The following is a 16995-nucleotide window of genomic DNA, read 5'->3' as shown; positions in this document are numbered from 1 at the left end:
CGTCTCGCCGCTGATGCTTGGGCTACTTCGACAAGGGAGACGATGCCGCATGGGCCAGGATGGGTCTGCCTGGCGCCTTCGGCGGAGGGGGCTAGCCCTCGTGGATCACCACGGGCCGTACAGTCGCTCCGCGTTGTCAGAGAGCGCCGCGCACATCGTCGGCACATCCACGGCCTTCACCGATGCCATCACCCGGACCGTAAACGGCACCAGCGCTGGCGCATTCGTTCGCCCCCGATACGGCGTCGGCGCTAGGTACGGCGCGTCCGTCTCCACCAGCAACTGCCCCAAGGGCACCACTGCGAGTGCGTCTCGCAGCTCGCGGGCGTTTTTAAAGGTCACCGTGCCGGAGAAGCTGAGATAGTAGCCGCGGTCCACGCACTCTCGGGCCATGTCGATCCCCCCGGAGAAGCAGTGCAGCACGGTGTGTGCTGGCGCGCCCTCTGCGGCGAGGATCCGCAAGACATCGTCGTGGGCATCCCGGTCATGGATCTGCAACGGCAGTTCACAGCGCTTGGCAATGTCAATATGCGCCCGGAATGCCTCCTGCTGCGCTGCCCGCCCGGAGGGTTCGGTGCGGAAATAGTCCAGACCTGTCTCACCGACGACCCGTACCCGTGGATGTCGAGCGGCGAGTTCCACGTCATCCAAGGCGGACGCGAGGTGGCCTTGAGCGGCCAGTTCCGGCGCCTCGTTGGGGTGGATCGCTACTCCAGCCACCAGGCGGGGATGCTGCTCAGCCAAGGCCACCGCTGCGGCAATGGCGGGTCGGTCGCATCCGATGTGGACCACCCGGTCCACGCCGACGGCCCGGGCGGCCCGCAGCACCTCCGCTACGTCCGGAGGTGTTTCTCCCGCTCGGCCCATGTCGAGGTGACAGTGGTTGTCAACGACTGGCAGGGGCAGCGGGTCAGCGGGCCGCAACGGTCCATCGGCCGCGCTCACGCTGGTGCGCCGTCCGTGACGTCACCGCGCAGCCGGGCTGTCTCCTCCTCGACCACTGATGGATCGAGTTTGGTGAAAATCGGGCTGGGCTTCGCGACCGGCGTCCCCACCACGATGGGCGTCGAGGCCCAGTTGCGGAACCCGTGAGGGCCGGTGTAGTCGCCGGTAATGATCGGGTAGGTGTGCAACTGCCCGTCGATGCCTTCGACCTCGTCGTCGAAGTCGGTGACTTCCTCAATGCGCGGCATCGGGGTCAAGGTGCCGTCGCCTCCCAACGCCCGGTGGACCTGGTTGGACGAGTGCGGCAGGAACGGGCTGAGCATCACGTTGAGGTCAGCGACGCACTGTGCCACTACATGCAGGATCGTGCCGAGGCGTTCCCGCTGATCGGCGCTCTTGAGCTTGAATGGTTCGGTCCGGGAAATGTAGGCGTTGACCTCACCGACCAGGCGCATCGCCTCAGCGATCGCGGCCCGCTGGCGGTGTCGCCCGATGAGATCACCGACGACGTCGAAGCCACCTCGGACTGCGGTGAGCACCTCCTCGTCACCAGCTTCTAACGGACCACATGCGGGGATCTCCCCGAAGTTCTTCGCGATCATCGTGGCCGTGCGGTTGACCAGGTTGCCCCAACCTGCGACCAGTTCAGAGTTAGTGCGGGTGACGAACTCGGCCCAGGTGAAATCGGAGTCGCTGGATTCCGGCCCGGCGGCACAGATGAAATATCGCAATGCGTCCGGCTGATAACGGGACAGCATGTCGCGCACATAGATGACCACGCCACGGGAGCTGGAGAACTGTTTGCCTTCCATCGTCATGAACTCACTGGCCACGACCTCGGTGGGCAGGTTCAGTTCACCGAAAACACCCGGTGTGCCGCCTTTGTCTCCCCGACCCATCGACCCGAGTAGCTCTGCTGGCCAAATCTGAGAGTGGAAGGTGATGTTGTCCTTACCTTGGAAGTAGTAAGACACGGCCGCCGGGTCGTTCCACCATTCGCGCCACCGCTCGGGGTCCCCAGTCCGGCGGGCCCATTCGATGGACGCGGAGAGATAACCGATGACCGCGTCGAACCAGACATACAACCGTTTGCCGGGCTGGTCGCGCCAGCCGTCCAGCGGGATCGGGATGCCCCAGTCAATGTCGCGGGTCATCGCTCGCGGCTTCATGTCTTTGAGCAGACCTTGGGAGAAACGGATGACATTGGGGCGCCACGACCCGTCAGCTTCCCGCTCCCCCAACCATCCGGCCAGCGCATCCGCCAAAGCAGGCAAGTCCAAGAAGAAGTGCTGGGACTCGACAAACTTCGGGGTTTCCCCGTTGATGCGGCTCTTCGGATTGATGAGGTCAGTGGGGTCGAGCTGATTGCCGCAGCTGTCGCACTGGTCACCGCGGGCATCCGTGGCTCCACAAATCGGGCAGGTGCCTTCGATGTATCGGTCTGGCAGGGTCCGTCCCGTGCTCGGGGAGATCGCCCCGTACGTCGTCTGCTCGATCATGTAGCCGTTGGCGTGGACCTGGCGGAACAGCTCCTGGACGACGGCATAGTGGTGGCGGGTGGTGGTGCGGGTGAACAGATCGTAGGACAGACCCAGGTTGACCAGGTCTTCCACGATGATGCGGTTATTGACGTCGGCCAATTCCCGTGGAGTCACTCCAGCTTGATCCGCAGCAACCAAGATGGGTGTGCCGTGCTCGTCGGTGCCACTGACCATCAACACGTCATGCCCGGACATTCGCATGTACCGGCTAAAGACGTCGGAGGGCACGCCGAAACCTGCGACATGCCCGATGTGGCGGGGGCCATTGGCATACGGCCACGCGACAGCGGAGAGCACCTTGGTCATGACCATGAGTCTAGTGGCGCGCTACCGCACCTTCCGCCGCGGCCAGGGCCGTCAGCGACCCTCTCAGGTCGCGCCAAAACGGGCGTGCACCTCAGCCTCGAGGACGATGTCTTCAGGGAGGACCCGCACTCCTTCCCCCGAGGGGGAGGAATCACTCAAATGGGCGCCGCGCCAAGAGGTCCCACCTACCGACAGCGTCGTCATGGCCCCACCCACCCCAGACAACAGCCCAGGGTCTGCGATCTCGAGAGGAACAACTTCTGCCGCCCCTGCTGCGGTCGCGAGGGTCACCGCCCGCGACGTAGCTTCCGCGACTGCTTGAGCCAAAAGTTGTTGACGCAGTCGCTCCTGAGTGACTTCTGTCAACGTCCACTCCACGTGGTGCAACGTCACGCCAGCTGTCCCGCCGACCTGTTGGACAAAATGCGCCAGGGCGGCGAAGTCCCGGAACTTGACCTTGACCTCCGCGGAGACCTGATGACGTAGCGGCAGGATCGCCCCGCTGTCCGAATGGGGCCGCCAGGATCGAGTCTCCATCGGGAGGACGGCATACCAGGTGATAGGTGAGCTTCCGGCGCCTTCCAAAACCTGGATATGCGCGGTGAGCTTGCCAACCAGGGACGTCGCCCTGGTCATCGCTTCGCTCTTGTCACCGGATTCGAACCCCGCCATCAGATGAACGGTGGCCCGCTCCGCAGGGACGCTCGCTCTCTTGTAGCCGACCACAGTGATCTCCATACCTTCATCCTCCTCCGAACAGGCGGTACGTCGAGGCTGAAGAACACCAGCAGTGGCGGCAGCCTGTCGCAAACCGAAAGCAAGTCAGATCTACCTAGGTGTCGTCAGCCCTACCTCTTTGCCACCTGGCTCTTCCCCCAAAGATACAATGCAGCACACAGTGGGACTAAAGCGCTCACCAGGGAAGCGATGACAAGCCATCGAGCCTGCCCCACACTCCCTATGGCTACAGAAAAAGCAAACAATCCAGCAGGACGCCCCATGAAGTTCACACTTTGATAAGAACCAATCACACCGCTCAAGCGATCGGATGGAATGCGGGCCATGACAAGAATATCCCACTGGATGTTGTAGATTTGCACCAGGACTCCTTGCGACAACGCACATGCCCAAATCACCCAGACTGGTAATGGCGGGACGAAAAGGAGAGCGGAGGCACATCCTAAACCAAGCCACAGGCAAGCACTTGCTGGCGATGGGCGCGTGTCAAACCTGAGGAGCGCCACCCCAGCGACAATACTCCCCGCCATCATCAGCGCACTGGTCACCGACCAGACTTCAACTCCGTAGCGGGACCCTACCCAGACCGGCAGGAGCCCTGACTCAATACCTGAAAAGCACAGCTGAGTGATGACGCTCTGAATCATGAGCACCATCAGCCATGTCGTTTTCCGGATTTCATGAAAACCGTCCGACAGGCGAATGGTGGCACCCTCTCGCCGCTGAACCGTATCAACCCTGCGCTGCGATGCTAACCAAAATCCCACGCAGGCGATCAAAAACGTGAGCGCATCCACGAAGAGAACTGCCGGGGCTCCCACCAAAATACACAACGGCCCAGCCAACCCCGTCCCAGCGACACGAGAACCTTCTTGGAGAATTGAACGTAATTTGACTCCTATATGAATCTGCTCGCGAGGGAGAACCTCTCGCATTGCACCCTGCGAGGATGGAATGGACAAACCCGCAGCAGCTCCCAGGATCCCGTTCCCCAGATAAAGACCGAAAGTCCCATCCGCGACACAGAGAAGATATAAGGCAATACCGCCTTGAGTAATTCCTCGAACTAGGCTGAGACGAGAAGCCACCGTTAAGCGGTCATATGAATCTCCTATATGACCGCCTATGAGCAGCATGACGGCAAGACAGCACCCATAGATCCCTCCGGCTATGCCAAGAATTTCAGGACCAAGGTTGCGATCCATCACATAGAACACCACCGCCACTGGCGCTAAGCCGTTACCGAAATTAGTGATCACTTGAGCCAGCAGTAGATACCTCAACGCGGCATGCTGGCGCAAAACCAAAAAACCCTCCACCAAATCCTCCACAGCAAGAATCAGTATTAAAGTACAACTAGGCCCGGAGATACCAGCGAACAATTCGCTGGTATCTCCGGGCCTAGTCATATCTTGCATGAAAATCTGACAAATATACCAGTGGCTAGGGATGCACCACCTCAGAACCCCAGTTGTTGTTCCGGTTCGCCGCACCAACCTCAGAACCCCAGTTGTTGTTCCGGTTCGCCGCACCAACCTCAGAACCCCAGTTGTTGTTCCGGTTCGCCGCAATATTGCTAGTCATCTACTAGACTCCTTCTAATCATCTCTGATCTACTCAGACAACTCTATAGACGTCTCATAACACAAAGAATTAGCAATGTTAGAGACGACTTGAATCAATGATGCAGCATCACCTCCATCTAACAAGCCGTGTCGACTTTTTCCACCCGTCAAATATGGGCGTCTGAAATTAGGAATCCTGGATAACTCATCGCCGATTAAAGGTGTGATTCTTTGAGCTAGGGATAGCGATGGAATCTTGAATATTAATCCCGCGCTTACGCCTGTTCTATTGGGATTTCCCGCTTTAGTACTGTGCCACCACCCCCTCGGCAATGCCACCCCAAACCCTGCAGTCAAAATAAATTCATCAAGTTCATTGATGGAATAAAAATTCGCTGGAAGTGATATCTTCGGCGGTTGATTACCATCGCGCGCCCCAGAATCACGTGAGTTTAGAAAAAGGGCTCTATCGGGCCAATCAACTTCATAGGCGCGGCCAACTGACCATTTTTTTTCACCGGTGAGCTGTAAAGTTAAGACTTCGCAGCCATCGTAATGAAGAGGGACCGTGTGATTAGGAGCCGTGATAGTCAAAGCGACCGACCCAGCATCATTTGCATAACCTAGATTATGATGAAGCCAGCCAGCAACTTCTTGAATTTGCATACTGCATTTACCTATATCTTCAATAACCAATGTGCCCGAAGTGATATCCTGCCAACTTAAATCTCGCACATTAACAACTTCTTGTACATCAACACTACTTACCTCTTTGAATAAAGTAGCTCGCGCATTCTGTTTTTCAAGAAATCATATAAGCCTTCCTTTGCATCGAGACTAAACTCTTCAATGACGCTATTTATAAATGACGGATCAATAGCAAAGTGTGACATGCGACTCGACTCAAAATTGGCTGAAATTTTACTGAGGGTGTTATTCACGAGCGGTTAGAAGTCGGACGACCCGCCCGCTGCAAGGGCCTGTGACCTGCAGGTTTTCTAACTCTCCTTAAGGGGGTAAAACCCCCGTGAATAACGCCCTGATCTCCATACTATTTATCATAGTATTCTCCATCCGCATACAAGTAGGCGCCAATGCGCAAATGATTTAATAACTTATTTAATTCATGAGAATCATTGAGACTGCACTGCAATGTCGCCTTTTTATCAACTGCAAGCGATTTCCAGACTTGTTTGTAGCGATTTGGCAACAACACCGGACTGAGCCCAGGAGACCTGATGTACCAATCTTCATTTATTGAATAAATATCAGCACGATTGCCTAATCTTAAACTATATTTTGTAAATAGACTTGATTGAGAGCTAGATCTTGAATATGAATCTGCGAAAAAATCATAATAATTACATGGCAACCCCTCCCATATTTCTCCTATTAGAGAGTTTTGTGTTTGGTGTAATAATTTGGGTTCAATTTGGCAAATTGGGATTTCATTAAACCCTGAAGGCAGATGCATCCAGTCAGAACCTATACTTCCTTTTACTCCTTCTGAAGCTGATAAATATGCAGTTCTGGCAGCCATTTCACCATTGAACCAAGAACGGCTTGGTGCTTCAAGGATAATTGCCACTGAGAGACTTGGCTCCGCTGTAGTCAAAACTTCATGGTGTAATCCGTACGGAACATACAAGACATCACCACTTGATAAATTTACGTTTATAGCATCTTCTACGCCGAATCTCCATACTTTAGTACCACTTATCTGCAAGGTGAATACGTGATTTTCATCAAAATGACTACCAAATGCTTGTGATGACTCAGGAGTATAAAAAGCGGCAAGCTGCCCTGCATGGGCTACAGTACCTGTGTGCATTGAAAGATCTCTATATAATTCCATAAGCTCATGATTTTGATATAAATATCGGTCCATATGATTAAGTACAATTGATTTACCATAAGATATATTTAACAATAGTTCACGAGGACTAAGTACTACTATATCATTATTAATTGAATTATCAGTTCTGGGCCATGATGCTAGTCTTATATTTTTTTCATTATATGGAACTGGCATGTTGAGAAGACTTTCGAATAGTTTGTAATTAAATATTTGGGGGGAAGCGCACTTTTTCCATAAAACTACAGACTTATCCCACCATTCTTCTGATGATTCAACAATGTTACTGAGATTGAGGTTAGAGAACTCAATTAACTCAGGAAGCATATCGGTATTTCCTTTCAGTTTTTTGGAATGAGATTTTCGGAATAAATCCACTTTGATTGCGCTAATTTTAGAGCTGACTTCATCAAATGTGTATCTGAAAAACATTCTTGGAAATGTTGTGATATCGATGTGCTTAATAATGATTCAGGATCACCTTGAGTGAATCGTGCCGAGACAGGCTTATAGTACAATTCGTCTCCAATTTGGGTTTTGAGTGCAGTTGTCAAAATTTCGCCAATCGTGATATTGCTAAATGCTATGGCTAGGCTGATTGATGCTTCATCTGCAGAACTAACAACTTCATGCATCACATCGGATGGAATATATAGTCCTTGACCTGGTGAAAGTTTTAATATGTGTCTATAACCGTCGATCTTCCAGATTTTACTCCCAGATATTTGTATCGCAATTACTTCTGTCTCATCTGAGGGCGTTATTCACGAGGCGTTAGCGACCCACCCCCTACACTCCGGGAAACAATCGATACACACCTGTCGCCATACACATATATAAAAACATCGGCCGCTTTGAGATCATTGGGTTAGACATCGAGGCAGACTCACAGAACTCCCCGATATCATTGCCGTCATTACCCGACTCGAGCTCTATCGACTTGGCTGGTAGCCAAGAATGACCTGGAAATGCCTCGTGAATAACGCCCTGAGTGCATAGGAAGCGCTTTTTCTCCCGGGGGGGTATAGAATAATGTGATGGTGGAGAGCGGTAATTTACCTAATTTTTCTAGCTCACTAGCGAGGCAATTAATAGGGTTAAATACACTTAGGGCTCCTTCTATATTTCGCAATTGGAGACTACAACCTAAGTTAATCGCTTCAATGCATGAACAGAGATCGTGAAGCCGCCCATTTAATTCCTCTTTATGGTTGCGAGCAAAGACAGGGAATTTTTCAAAATAAGAAGGTCTTGAAATTAAATCGATGACAGTTTGTTGATCCCATGAACCTAGCGATTCATTTAACCTAAAATGCGTTAAACTTCGACCCCAATTCGATTTGATTGCATCAATGTCGCCTTCAGGAAGAAACTGTTTCACGGCTTTCATTCTCCTTGATGAGTTCTGATAGTAACTGATCTCTTTAGAACAGAGCTTGTTTTGCTGCAAGCTTGCCTGGACCATCTTTTTCCGCACCGAATAATGCTTTTACTGCACGTTCTGCTTTTAGGGCATATTAGAAATACTAGATAAGCGAAGACTCCGTTGGTTGCCTATTTCTTCTTTGGGCGTTATTCACGAGCGGTTAGAAGTCGGACGACCCGCCCGTGAATACCCCCTTATTCGATAAGATAGGCGAACAAGAGTCATAAATGAGCAAACTCATAGCAAAGACTTCGTCTAGAACTTGAAGCGGCGTTATGCCAAGTGGGCAAAATCACAGTCCGTAGAACCATTTTGAAGGATGAAGTCAGTGAAATTTTGATGCACGCCTAATCCAGGTTTGTGATGGAGTGGAGATGATATAGTTTGCCTTTGTTTCTCTGGCTACCCGGCTCTTGTGGATTTAAGTGTGGGTTACGCAAAGCGGAGTGATCGGGCCGTGTGTGGATGTGTCTCTATGTCTCTCGTCAAGCGGTGAGGGGCATACGTGATGGTTATAGGGTCGGAGCGGATGCTCGGTAAGAATCTTCTTTCCATGATCCTGGTGAACAGGACGTCACAGCGGCGTCGTGACAGGCATATGAGTGCGGCGAAGTGTCCGGCGGTGGGGAACTGGAAGGCGTCGCCGCGTGCAGCAGGACACCCAGGGACACCGTGACAGCAGGAGCGACCCCTCGCACGACGCGCGAATGCTTCTGCGCGCGCATCGAGAACCCCACCGACCACCAACTCGCTGACCTCACAGCAGTGTTCACCGCGCATAAGTCCAACATGGAACTCGCGGTCTCCCGGCAGGTCGCCCAGGACGTGCGGGCCCTGTCCCACACCCCACCCTCGTCCAGGGCAAGGCCGCGGTGCAACGACTCCCGAGGATCCTGACTGCCTGTCCCATCCTGAATGTCCGTCGACTCGGTCACATCCTGAAGCGCAGTGGGCTGGACCCCTGCTCGCATACATCGACGCCGACGGGGCATCCAACGGTGGCACCGAAGCTGACAATGGTCTCATTAAGCTCCACCAACGCATCGTCCGAGGTTTCCCCAACCGCGGCAACTTCCCCTACCTTGCCTGCTCCTCGCCAATAGACCCACCCCATAAAGCCACACTCAAGTCTCAGGAGCGTCTAAATCCCCAGCTGTTCACCTTCGTTCTTCTATGTTAGTAACGAGGACAATCAGCACAGCCTCATCATCGAACAGTCAATGTATCGAGATAAAGGACACCGAGGCCCACGCTGATTTCAGCGTGGGCCTCGGTGGATCGAACGTGTGAGACGAGTCAGGTCAGTGCACAGACGACCGACGTACGTCTTTGTTCAGGAAGGAAATCATGTCCATCGGGATCTCCTTCGGGCACGCATCGGCGCAGGCGCCGACGTTGGTGCAGCCACCAAAGCCCTCGGCGTCGTGCCGCTTGACCATCGCCTTGACCCTGGTCCATCGCTCCGGCTGGCCCTGGGGCAACAGACCCAGATGCGTCACCTTGGCACCCATGAAGAGCATCGCGGCAGCGTTCGGACAGGCCGCGACACACGCGCCACAGCCGATACACTCAGCCGCATGGAAAGAACGGAGCGCTAGGTTTTTACCGACCGGAAGTGAGTTCGCTTCAGGTGCTGAACCAGTGTTCGCGGAGATGAAGCCGCCCGCACCGATGATCCGGTCCAGCGCGTTCCGGTCGACGACCAGGTCACGCAACACCGGGAAGGCGGTAGCCCGCCATGGTTCCACGATGACCTCGTCGCCATCGTTGAAGTTGCGCATGTGCAGCTGACAGGTGGTGACACCCTTCTTGCCGTGTGGGCGGCCGTTGATGACCACGCCACACATGCCGCAGATGCCCTCACGGCAGTCGCTGTCAAAAGCCACTGGCTCTTCACCACGCGCGTTCAGGTCCTCATTGAGCTGGTCGAGCATCTCGAGGAAGGACATGTCGGGCGAGATGTTGTCCACCTGGTAGGTGGCCAGCTTCCCCTGGGCGTGCGGGCCCGCCTGACGCCAGATCTTCAGAGTGATTTTCACTTGTAGCTCCGCTGCTTCAACTCGATGAACTCGTAGACCAGGTCTTCCTTGTGCAGGACCGGGGCCTCGTTCTCCCCGCCCCATTCCCAGGCCGCGACGTAGCAGAACTGGTCGTCGTGGCGCAGTGCTTCGCCATCTTCTGTCTGGCTCTCGGCGCGGAAGTGACCACCGCAGGACTCACGGCGGTGCAGCGCGTCGATGCACATGAGCTCACCGAGCTCCAGGAAGTCGGCGACGCGCCCGGCCTTCTCCAGAGACTGGTTGAGCTCGTCGGCCTTGCCGAGGACCCGCAGGTTGGACCAGAACTCCTTGCGGAGCTCGCGGATCTTCTCAATCGCGATCTTCAGCCCGGATTCGCTGCGCTCCATGCCGCAGTACTCCCACATGATCGCGCCGAGCTCCTTGTGGTAGCTGTCGACGGAGCGGGTGCCATTGCTGGACAGGAAGTGCGCCAGGCGGGCCCGGACATTCTCCGCCGCTTCGACCACCGCAGGGTGGTTGGCGTCGACCGCGGGGTACGGCCCGGAAGCCAGGTAATCGCGGATCGTGTTCGGCAGCACGAAGTATCCGTCGGACAGTCCCTGCATGAGCGCAGATGCACCCAGCCGGTTGGCGCCGTGGTCGGAGAAGTTGGCTTCTCCGGTCACGAACAGGCCTGGCACCGAGGACTGCAGGTCGTAGTCGACCCACAGGCCACCCATGGTGTAGTGCACCGCGGGGTAGATCCGCATCGGCGTGCTGTACGGGTCTTCGCCGGTGATCTCGGCGTACATGTCGAACAGGTTGCCGTACTTGGCGGACACCGCGTCCTTGCCGAGCCGGGCGATGGCGTCGGCGAAGTCGAGGTACACGCCACGGCGGACACGACGTTCGTTGCCGTCGAGGTCACGCTCAAGGACCTCTGGGCCGACGCCGCGACCTTCGTCGCACATGTTCTTCGCCTGCCGGGAAGCGATGTCACGCGGGACCAGGTTGCCGAAGGCCGGGTAGATCCGCTCCAGGTAGTAGTCGCGGTCCTCCTCAGCGATCTGACGCGGGTCCTTGTCGCAGTCCTCGGCGCGCTTAGGCACCCAGATACGACCATCGTTGCGCAGCGACTCCGACATCAGCGTCAGCTTGGACTGCTGGTCGCCGTGCACCGGAATGCAGGTCGGGTGGATCTGGGTGAAGCACGGGTTGCCGAAGTAGGCGCCCTTGCGGTGGGCCCGCCAGATCGCCGTACCGTTGCAGCCCATCGCGTTGGTCGACAGGAAGAACACGTTGCCGTATCCACCGGTGGCCAGGACGACCGCGTCAGCGAGGTGAGTTTCGACCTCACCAGTGACCATGTCACGGGCGATGATGCCGCGAGCGCGACCGTCAACGACGATCAGCTCGACCATCTCGTGGCGGGAGAACATCTCGACCGTGCCGGTCGTGTTGTCCGGGCCCTTCACCTGACGCTCCAACGCCTGGTAGGCGCCAATCAGCAGCTGCTGACCGGTCTGGCCACGGGCGTAGAAGGTGCGAGAGACCTGGACACCACCAAAGGAGCGGTTGTCCAGCAGGCCGCCGTAGTCGCGGGCGAACGGGACGCCTTGGGCGACGCACTGGTCAATGATGTTGGCGCTGACCTCGGCGAGTCGGTAGACGTTGTTTTCCCGAGCGCGGTAGTCACCGCCCTTGACGGTGTCGTAGAAGAGACGGAACGTCGAGTCGCCGTCTTCCTTGTAGTTTTTCGCGGCGTTGATTCCACCCTGCGCGGCAATGGAGTGCGCGCGCCGCGGGCTGTCCTGGTAGCAGAACACCTTGACGTTGTATCCGGCTTCGCCGAGGGTGGCCGCAGCGGCACCACCGGCCAGACCGGTGCCCACCATGATGACGGTCAGTTTGCGACGGTTCGCAGGGTTAACCAGCTTGGCCTCGAACTTGCGCTTGGTCCAGCGCTGCTCGATCGGCCCACCGGGGGCCTTGGTGTCCTTGACCGGCTCACCCTCACGGTAGAGGCCGTTGATCAGTTCAGTCATGAGTCGAATCAACCCTTACTTGATGACGCCGACGAGGATCAGGAACGGCGGGATCAGGAAGCCCACCACCACGACCACTGCGATAGCCATGGCGCACGTCTTGGCGATGGCCCGGGACTTCGCGGTGTTGGTCCAGCCGAGCGTCTGGATGGCGCTCCACGTGCCGTGGTTCAGGTGGACACCGAGAGCGAGCAGTGCGATCGCGTAGACCACGAAGAGCCACCACACCTGGAAGCTGGCGATGAGCAGCTTGCCGGGGCTCTCCACTCCGTTGATCATCAGGTCGCTCTGCGGGACAGCGGTGTTGACGTTGAACTTCACAACCGTGAACTGCAGCAGGTGGAACACGATGAACAGCAGCAGCGCGACACCGCCCCAGCGCATGGCCAGGGTGGACACGCCCTTCTTGACGGTCGGGGTGGCGGCGTACTGGACGGGACGGGCCTGCTTGGCGCGACGCCACAGCTGGGACGCCGACCAGACGTGCACGATGATCGCCAGGATCAGGGACATACGGAAGATCCAGAGGAAACCCTGGTACGGAAGGATCGGCTCGAACATCGTCCGGAGGTGATGGGCGTACTCGTCGTACCCGGTCACCCCGGCGTACAAGATCTTGAGGTTCCCATACATGTGGAACAGCACGAAGAAGACGAAGTACAGACCCGAGATCGCCATCGCGATTTTCATCCAGACGGACGAATGGGTCGGACTCGGCCGAGAGGGAGTCACAGTCGAAGTAGCCACGAGCGCAGTCTGCCCTGTTCTAGTGGGATTACGGATTGTCGGTGCCCACGGCGGTCGGAATACCGGTTGCTTTGACTCGCCGGCCGGGGCTGTGGGCATACCCGACCGTCGCACTTCTCAGCCGGTATCGACACCGTAGGTGCCGCCAGACAAGGGCGAGGTAACCCCGACGGTGCGTCGACATGTCATCGCCGCTCCCTTCGCCCATGCCCTGCTGCCGCTTCAATCCTAGATCGTCCCTGCGGGTATTCCTCGCTCCAGCACTGGAATCGTGCCGAAAGTCCCTATGCCGATCAGCCTGACACCGCGGTTCTCAACGCATCGATGAGCAGATCGATCTCAGCTTCCGAGATGACGAGCGGCGGCGCCAATCGCAATGTGAAGCCTTGCGTCTCTTTGGCCAGCACTCCTGCCTGAAGAAGCCTTTCTGAGACAGCTCGGGCGGTACCCACCGAGGGGTCCACATCGATTCCGGCCCACAACCCCCGCATCCGCACCTCGGTCAGCCCCCGTCCGATCAGTGGGAACAACCCGGAAGCCAAGCGCTCCCCCAACATCGCCCCACGCCGAATGAGATCCCCCTCAGCCAACAACCCGACCACTTCATGAGCGACTGCGCACCCCAACGGATTCCCCCCGAAGGTGGAGGCATGAGACCCCGGAGTGAACATCGACATCACCGGGTTATCCGCCACCACTGCTGACACGGGAACGACCCCGCCCCCCAAGGATTTCCCCAAAACATAGACGTCCGGAACGACCTGCTCGTGATCACAGGCGAATAGTCGGCCGGTACGCCCCAGACCGGACTGGATCTCGTCGGCAATCATCAACACCCCCCGGGCGGTGCACAGCTCCCGGACCGCCTGCAAGTAGCCTGGCGGCGGGATGATCACTCCGGCTTCGCCTTGGATGGGCTCCAGGATCACCGCCACCACATCGCTGGTCATCGCAGCGTCCAGGATCGCCAGATTGCCATAGGGCACCGGCCGAAAACCGGGCGTGAACGGCCCGAAATCAGCCCGCACCGTCTCATCGGTCGAGAAGGAGACGACGCTGGTGGTCCCACCGTGGAAATTCCCGCTCATCGTGATGATCGTCCCGGAGTTCTCCGGGACGCCCTTCACTCGGCGGCCCCATCTGCGGGCCACCTTCACCGCGGCTTCGACCGCCTCGGCGCCGCTGTTCATCGGCAGCACCGATTCCTTGCCAGTCAACCGAGCCAGGTCGGTCACGAAAGCGCCGAACTGGTCATGATGAAATGCCCTCGAGGTCAAAGTGATCCGAGTCAGTTGCTCCATAGCTCTGGCTAAGATCCGCGGATGACAATGCCCAAAATTCAGCGCTGAATACCCAGCCAGACAATCCAGATAACGTCGCCCGTCGACATCGATCACCCAGGCGCCGGATCCGCTACGCAGCACCACGGGGAGAGGCAAATAGTTTCGGGCTGCGAAACGCTCACTCAAAGCCATGTGCTCGAGCGAGCCCAGCATGCTCGGAACAGTCTGCTCGAAGGGACGCGACGGCGGTACAGCGGTCACGAGGCTGGTCCTTTCCTGTTCACGGGCCATCATCGTCGGATGACAGCCCTGTACGCCGGTGGGGGCCGGTCGTCGGCAACGACCGGCCCCCACCTGCGGTGACAGGTATCAGGCAAGCACCTTCTCCAGGGGGGTCAACGACATATCGAAAGCGTCGGCAACTCCTGGACAAGTGATCTCGCCGCCGAAGGTGTTCAACCCCAGAGCGAGGGCGCGGTCGTCCTGACAGGCCTTCTTCCATCCCTGATCTGCCAACCGCAACGCATAAGGAAGCGTTGCGTTGGTCAGCGCCCACGTTGAGGTGTTAGGGACAGCGCCGGGCATGTTGGCCACACAGTAGAAGGTCGAGCTGTGGACTGCGAAAGTGGGATCAGCGTGCGTGGTGGGGCGGGAGTCCTCGAAACAGCCCCCCTGGTCGATGGCGATATCGACGAGGACACTTCCCGGTTTCATCTGTGCCACCAGCTCATTCGTGACCAACCGGGGAGCCTTCGCCCCAGGAATCAGGACGGCACCGATGACCAGATCTGCCTGCATCACCTGCTGTTTAATAGCCAGGGTTGAGGAGGCCAATCCGTGGACACGGTTGCTGTATCGCCAGAAGCTCATCCGCAACTTATCGAGGTCAGTGTCCAAGATCGTCACGTCGGCGCCCATGCCCAGAGCAATGTTCGCGGCATTCTGCCCAGCGACGCCCCCACCGAGGACGACGACCTTGGCATTGGCCACTCCACCGACGCCACCCATCAGGACACCACGGCCCCCCTGAGCTTTCATCAGGGCGTGCGCGCCAACCTGAGGAGCTAGACAGCCAGCAACCTCTGACATCGGGTAGAGCAACGGCAACAGGCCGCTGGGCTGCTGAACGGTCTCGTACGCAATCGCCGTGGTGCCCTTCGCCAACAGCTCCTCAGTCTGCGGGCGGTCAGCCGCCAGGTGGAGGTAGGTGAACAGCAGCAAATCATCACGAAGCCGGTGATATTCCTCAGCGACCGGTTCCTTGACTTTCATGACCATCTGCGACTGACCCCACACCTCATCGGCGGTGGGCAGGATGGTCGCACCCTCTGCGACGTACTCCTCGTCCGTGATGGACGACCCGAGCCCGGCGCCCTCCTGGACGTAGACGGTGTGCCCGTGGCGGACGAGCTCATGGACGCCCACCGGGGTGATCCCCACGCGGAACTCGTTGTTTTTGACCTCGGTCGGAATGCCGATCTTCACTGCGACCCTCCTGAATGCGACCTGTGCTCGTGGCGCCGGTACTGCGACGGCGTATCGCGGGTGTCCCCCGCTACAAAGCGAGCCTAGGAATAGCGCCGCCTCCCGTCAGGCGATTCAGTCAGATTGTGCGCCACCACACGTCACCGTGACAGATGAGGCTTCTTCACCGTGAGGACAGCGCAGCGGCGTACAGCTCTTTGCTCGAGAGCCCACCTTCAGCAGCGACAGCTTTGCACGCGTCCTTGAGTCGTTCACCAGCGGCGACACGATCCTGGACCCGTGCGGTCGCCGTCGCTATGTCGAGACTGCGGGCCGCAGCCCCCGCGACGACCACCGTGATCTCTCCACGCACCTGCTCCTGAGCCCACTCAGTGAGTTCAGTGAGCGTGCCGCGACGGATCTCCTCGTAGGTCTTCGTCAGTTCACGACAGACCGCGGCACGTCGATCGGCGCCGAAAGCCTGCGCCATCGCCTCAAGGGTGGCCGCCAGCCGGTGCGGTGCCTCAAAAAAGACGAGGGTACGTCGTTCATCAGCAAGGTCAGCTAACGCACGCGCCCGTTCACCGCCCTTGCGAGGCAGAAACCCCTCGAAGCAGAACCGGTCCACCGGCAGACCGGACACCGCCAACGCCATGAGCACTGCACTCGGCCCCGGAACACAGGTGACGCGGACCCCCGCCTCCACCGCCGCGGTGACCAAGCGATATCCCGGATCGGAGACACTGGGCATCCCCGCATCCGTGACGACAAGCACGTGTCGGCCTTCGCGGAGCGCGGTGAGCAGATCACCGGTGCGGGCAGCTTCGTTATGTTCGTGGTAGGAGACCACCTCCCCCCGCGGACGCACCTGAAGTTCAGTGCAGAGCCGGTGCAATCGACGGGTGTCCTCCGCCGCGACCACGGCAGCATCGGCGATGGCGGCCCGCAGCCGGGGTGACGCATCACCAGGGTCCCCGATAGGGGTGGCTGCCAAAATGAGGAGACCGTCATCCATGCACGGCATCTTGCCAGGTCGACGGATGATCCTCGTGCTCCCCCGAAGATTGTCAGGACGGGCCC

At 57.7% G+C, this 16995-nt stretch carries 15 protein-coding genes; 1 reads left to right on the top strand and 14 read right to left on the bottom strand.

Annotated elements, in window-relative coordinates:
* Positions 1–105 precede the first annotated feature (105 nt).
* From KEM60_RS08730 to KEM60_RS08695, 8 genes are all read right to left on the bottom strand, one after another.
* Positions 106–945, bottom strand: coding sequence for a TatD family hydrolase (locus KEM60_RS08730; protein WP_255574410.1), 840 nt, complete (start codon positions 943–945; stop codon positions 106–108).
* Positions 942–2792 carry a methionine--tRNA ligase gene (metG, locus tag KEM60_RS08725; RefSeq protein WP_219107145.1) on the bottom strand — a complete coding sequence of 617 codons (1851 nt, stop codon included), beginning with the start codon at positions 2790–2792 and terminating at the stop codon, positions 942–944. The genes KEM60_RS08730 and metG overlap by 4 nt, the downstream gene beginning before the upstream one ends.
* Before the next feature lie 63 nt (positions 2793–2855).
* Positions 2856–3530 carry an SIMPL domain-containing protein gene (locus KEM60_RS08720; RefSeq protein ID WP_219107144.1) on the bottom strand — a complete coding sequence of 225 codons (675 nt, stop codon included), beginning with the start codon at positions 3528–3530 and terminating at the stop codon, positions 2856–2858.
* Between the two features lie 110 nt (positions 3531–3640).
* The gene (locus tag KEM60_RS08715; RefSeq protein ID WP_219107143.1) at positions 3641–4861 is read right to left on the bottom strand and encodes an MFS transporter; all 1221 of its coding nucleotides are present in this window, start codon (positions 4859–4861) and stop codon (positions 3641–3643) included.
* 112 nt (positions 4862–4973) lie between these two features.
* Positions 4974–5114: a hypothetical protein gene (locus KEM60_RS08710; RefSeq protein WP_219107142.1), complete on the bottom strand. Its 141-nt coding sequence runs from the start codon at positions 5112–5114 to the stop codon at positions 4974–4976.
* Positions 5115–5143: 29 nt separating this feature from the next.
* Positions 5144–5830, bottom strand: coding sequence for a cupin domain-containing protein (locus KEM60_RS08705; RefSeq protein ID WP_219107141.1), 687 nt, complete (start codon positions 5828–5830; stop codon positions 5144–5146).
* Positions 5831–6146: 316 nt separating this feature from the next.
* Positions 6147–7382 (bottom strand): cupin domain-containing protein, encoded by a 1236-nt coding sequence (locus KEM60_RS08700; RefSeq protein WP_219107140.1) that lies wholly within the window; start codon positions 7380–7382, stop codon positions 6147–6149.
* Between the two features lie 484 nt (positions 7383–7866).
* Entirely contained in the window at positions 7867–8331 is a 465-nt protein-coding gene (locus tag KEM60_RS08695; protein WP_219107139.1) for a hypothetical protein, read from the bottom strand.
* Positions 8332–9048: 717 nt separating this feature from the next.
* Between KEM60_RS08695 and KEM60_RS08690 the strand changes: the two genes are divergently transcribed.
* On the top strand, positions 9049–9273 hold the full coding sequence (locus KEM60_RS08690) for a hypothetical protein (RefSeq protein WP_219107138.1): 225 nt from the start codon (positions 9049–9051) through the stop codon (positions 9271–9273).
* Positions 9274–9677: 404 nt separating this feature from the next.
* On the opposite strand, the gene KEM60_RS08685 is transcribed toward KEM60_RS08690, so the two are convergent.
* From KEM60_RS08685 to rsmI, 6 genes are all read right to left on the bottom strand, one after another.
* Positions 9678–10415, bottom strand: a complete 738-nt coding sequence (locus tag KEM60_RS08685; RefSeq protein WP_219107137.1) for a succinate dehydrogenase/fumarate reductase iron-sulfur subunit — start codon at positions 10413–10415, stop codon at positions 9678–9680.
* Positions 10412–12421, bottom strand: coding sequence for a fumarate reductase/succinate dehydrogenase flavoprotein subunit (locus tag KEM60_RS08680; RefSeq protein ID WP_219107136.1), 2010 nt, complete (start codon positions 12419–12421; stop codon positions 10412–10414). Before KEM60_RS08680 ends, KEM60_RS08685 begins: the two co-directional genes overlap by 4 nt.
* 15 nt (positions 12422–12436) lie before the next feature.
* Positions 12437–13168, bottom strand: a complete 732-nt coding sequence (locus KEM60_RS08675) for a succinate dehydrogenase cytochrome b subunit (RefSeq protein WP_255574409.1) — start codon at positions 13166–13168, stop codon at positions 12437–12439.
* Between the two features lie 293 nt (positions 13169–13461).
* Positions 13462–14664, bottom strand: coding sequence for an ornithine--oxo-acid transaminase (rocD, locus tag KEM60_RS08670; RefSeq protein ID WP_219107551.1), 1203 nt, complete (start codon positions 14662–14664; stop codon positions 13462–13464).
* A 156-nt stretch (positions 14665–14820) separates the two neighbouring features.
* Positions 14821–15936, bottom strand: a complete 1116-nt coding sequence (gene ald, locus KEM60_RS08665) for an alanine dehydrogenase (RefSeq protein WP_219107135.1) — start codon at positions 15934–15936, stop codon at positions 14821–14823.
* A gap of 163 nt (positions 15937–16099) precedes the next feature.
* Positions 16100–16930 (bottom strand): 16S rRNA (cytidine(1402)-2'-O)-methyltransferase, encoded by an 831-nt coding sequence (gene rsmI, locus KEM60_RS08660; protein WP_219107134.1) that lies wholly within the window; start codon positions 16928–16930, stop codon positions 16100–16102.
* Between the last annotated feature and the right edge of the window lie 65 nt (positions 16931–16995).

It is taken from the genome of Austwickia sp. TVS 96-490-7B, from assembly GCF_019331795.1.
Classification (GTDB): domain Bacteria; phylum Actinomycetota; class Actinomycetes; order Actinomycetales; family Dermatophilaceae; genus Austwickia.
Note: the sequence above shows the minus strand (reverse complement) of the source record. Positions and strands in the feature narration are given on the sequence as shown.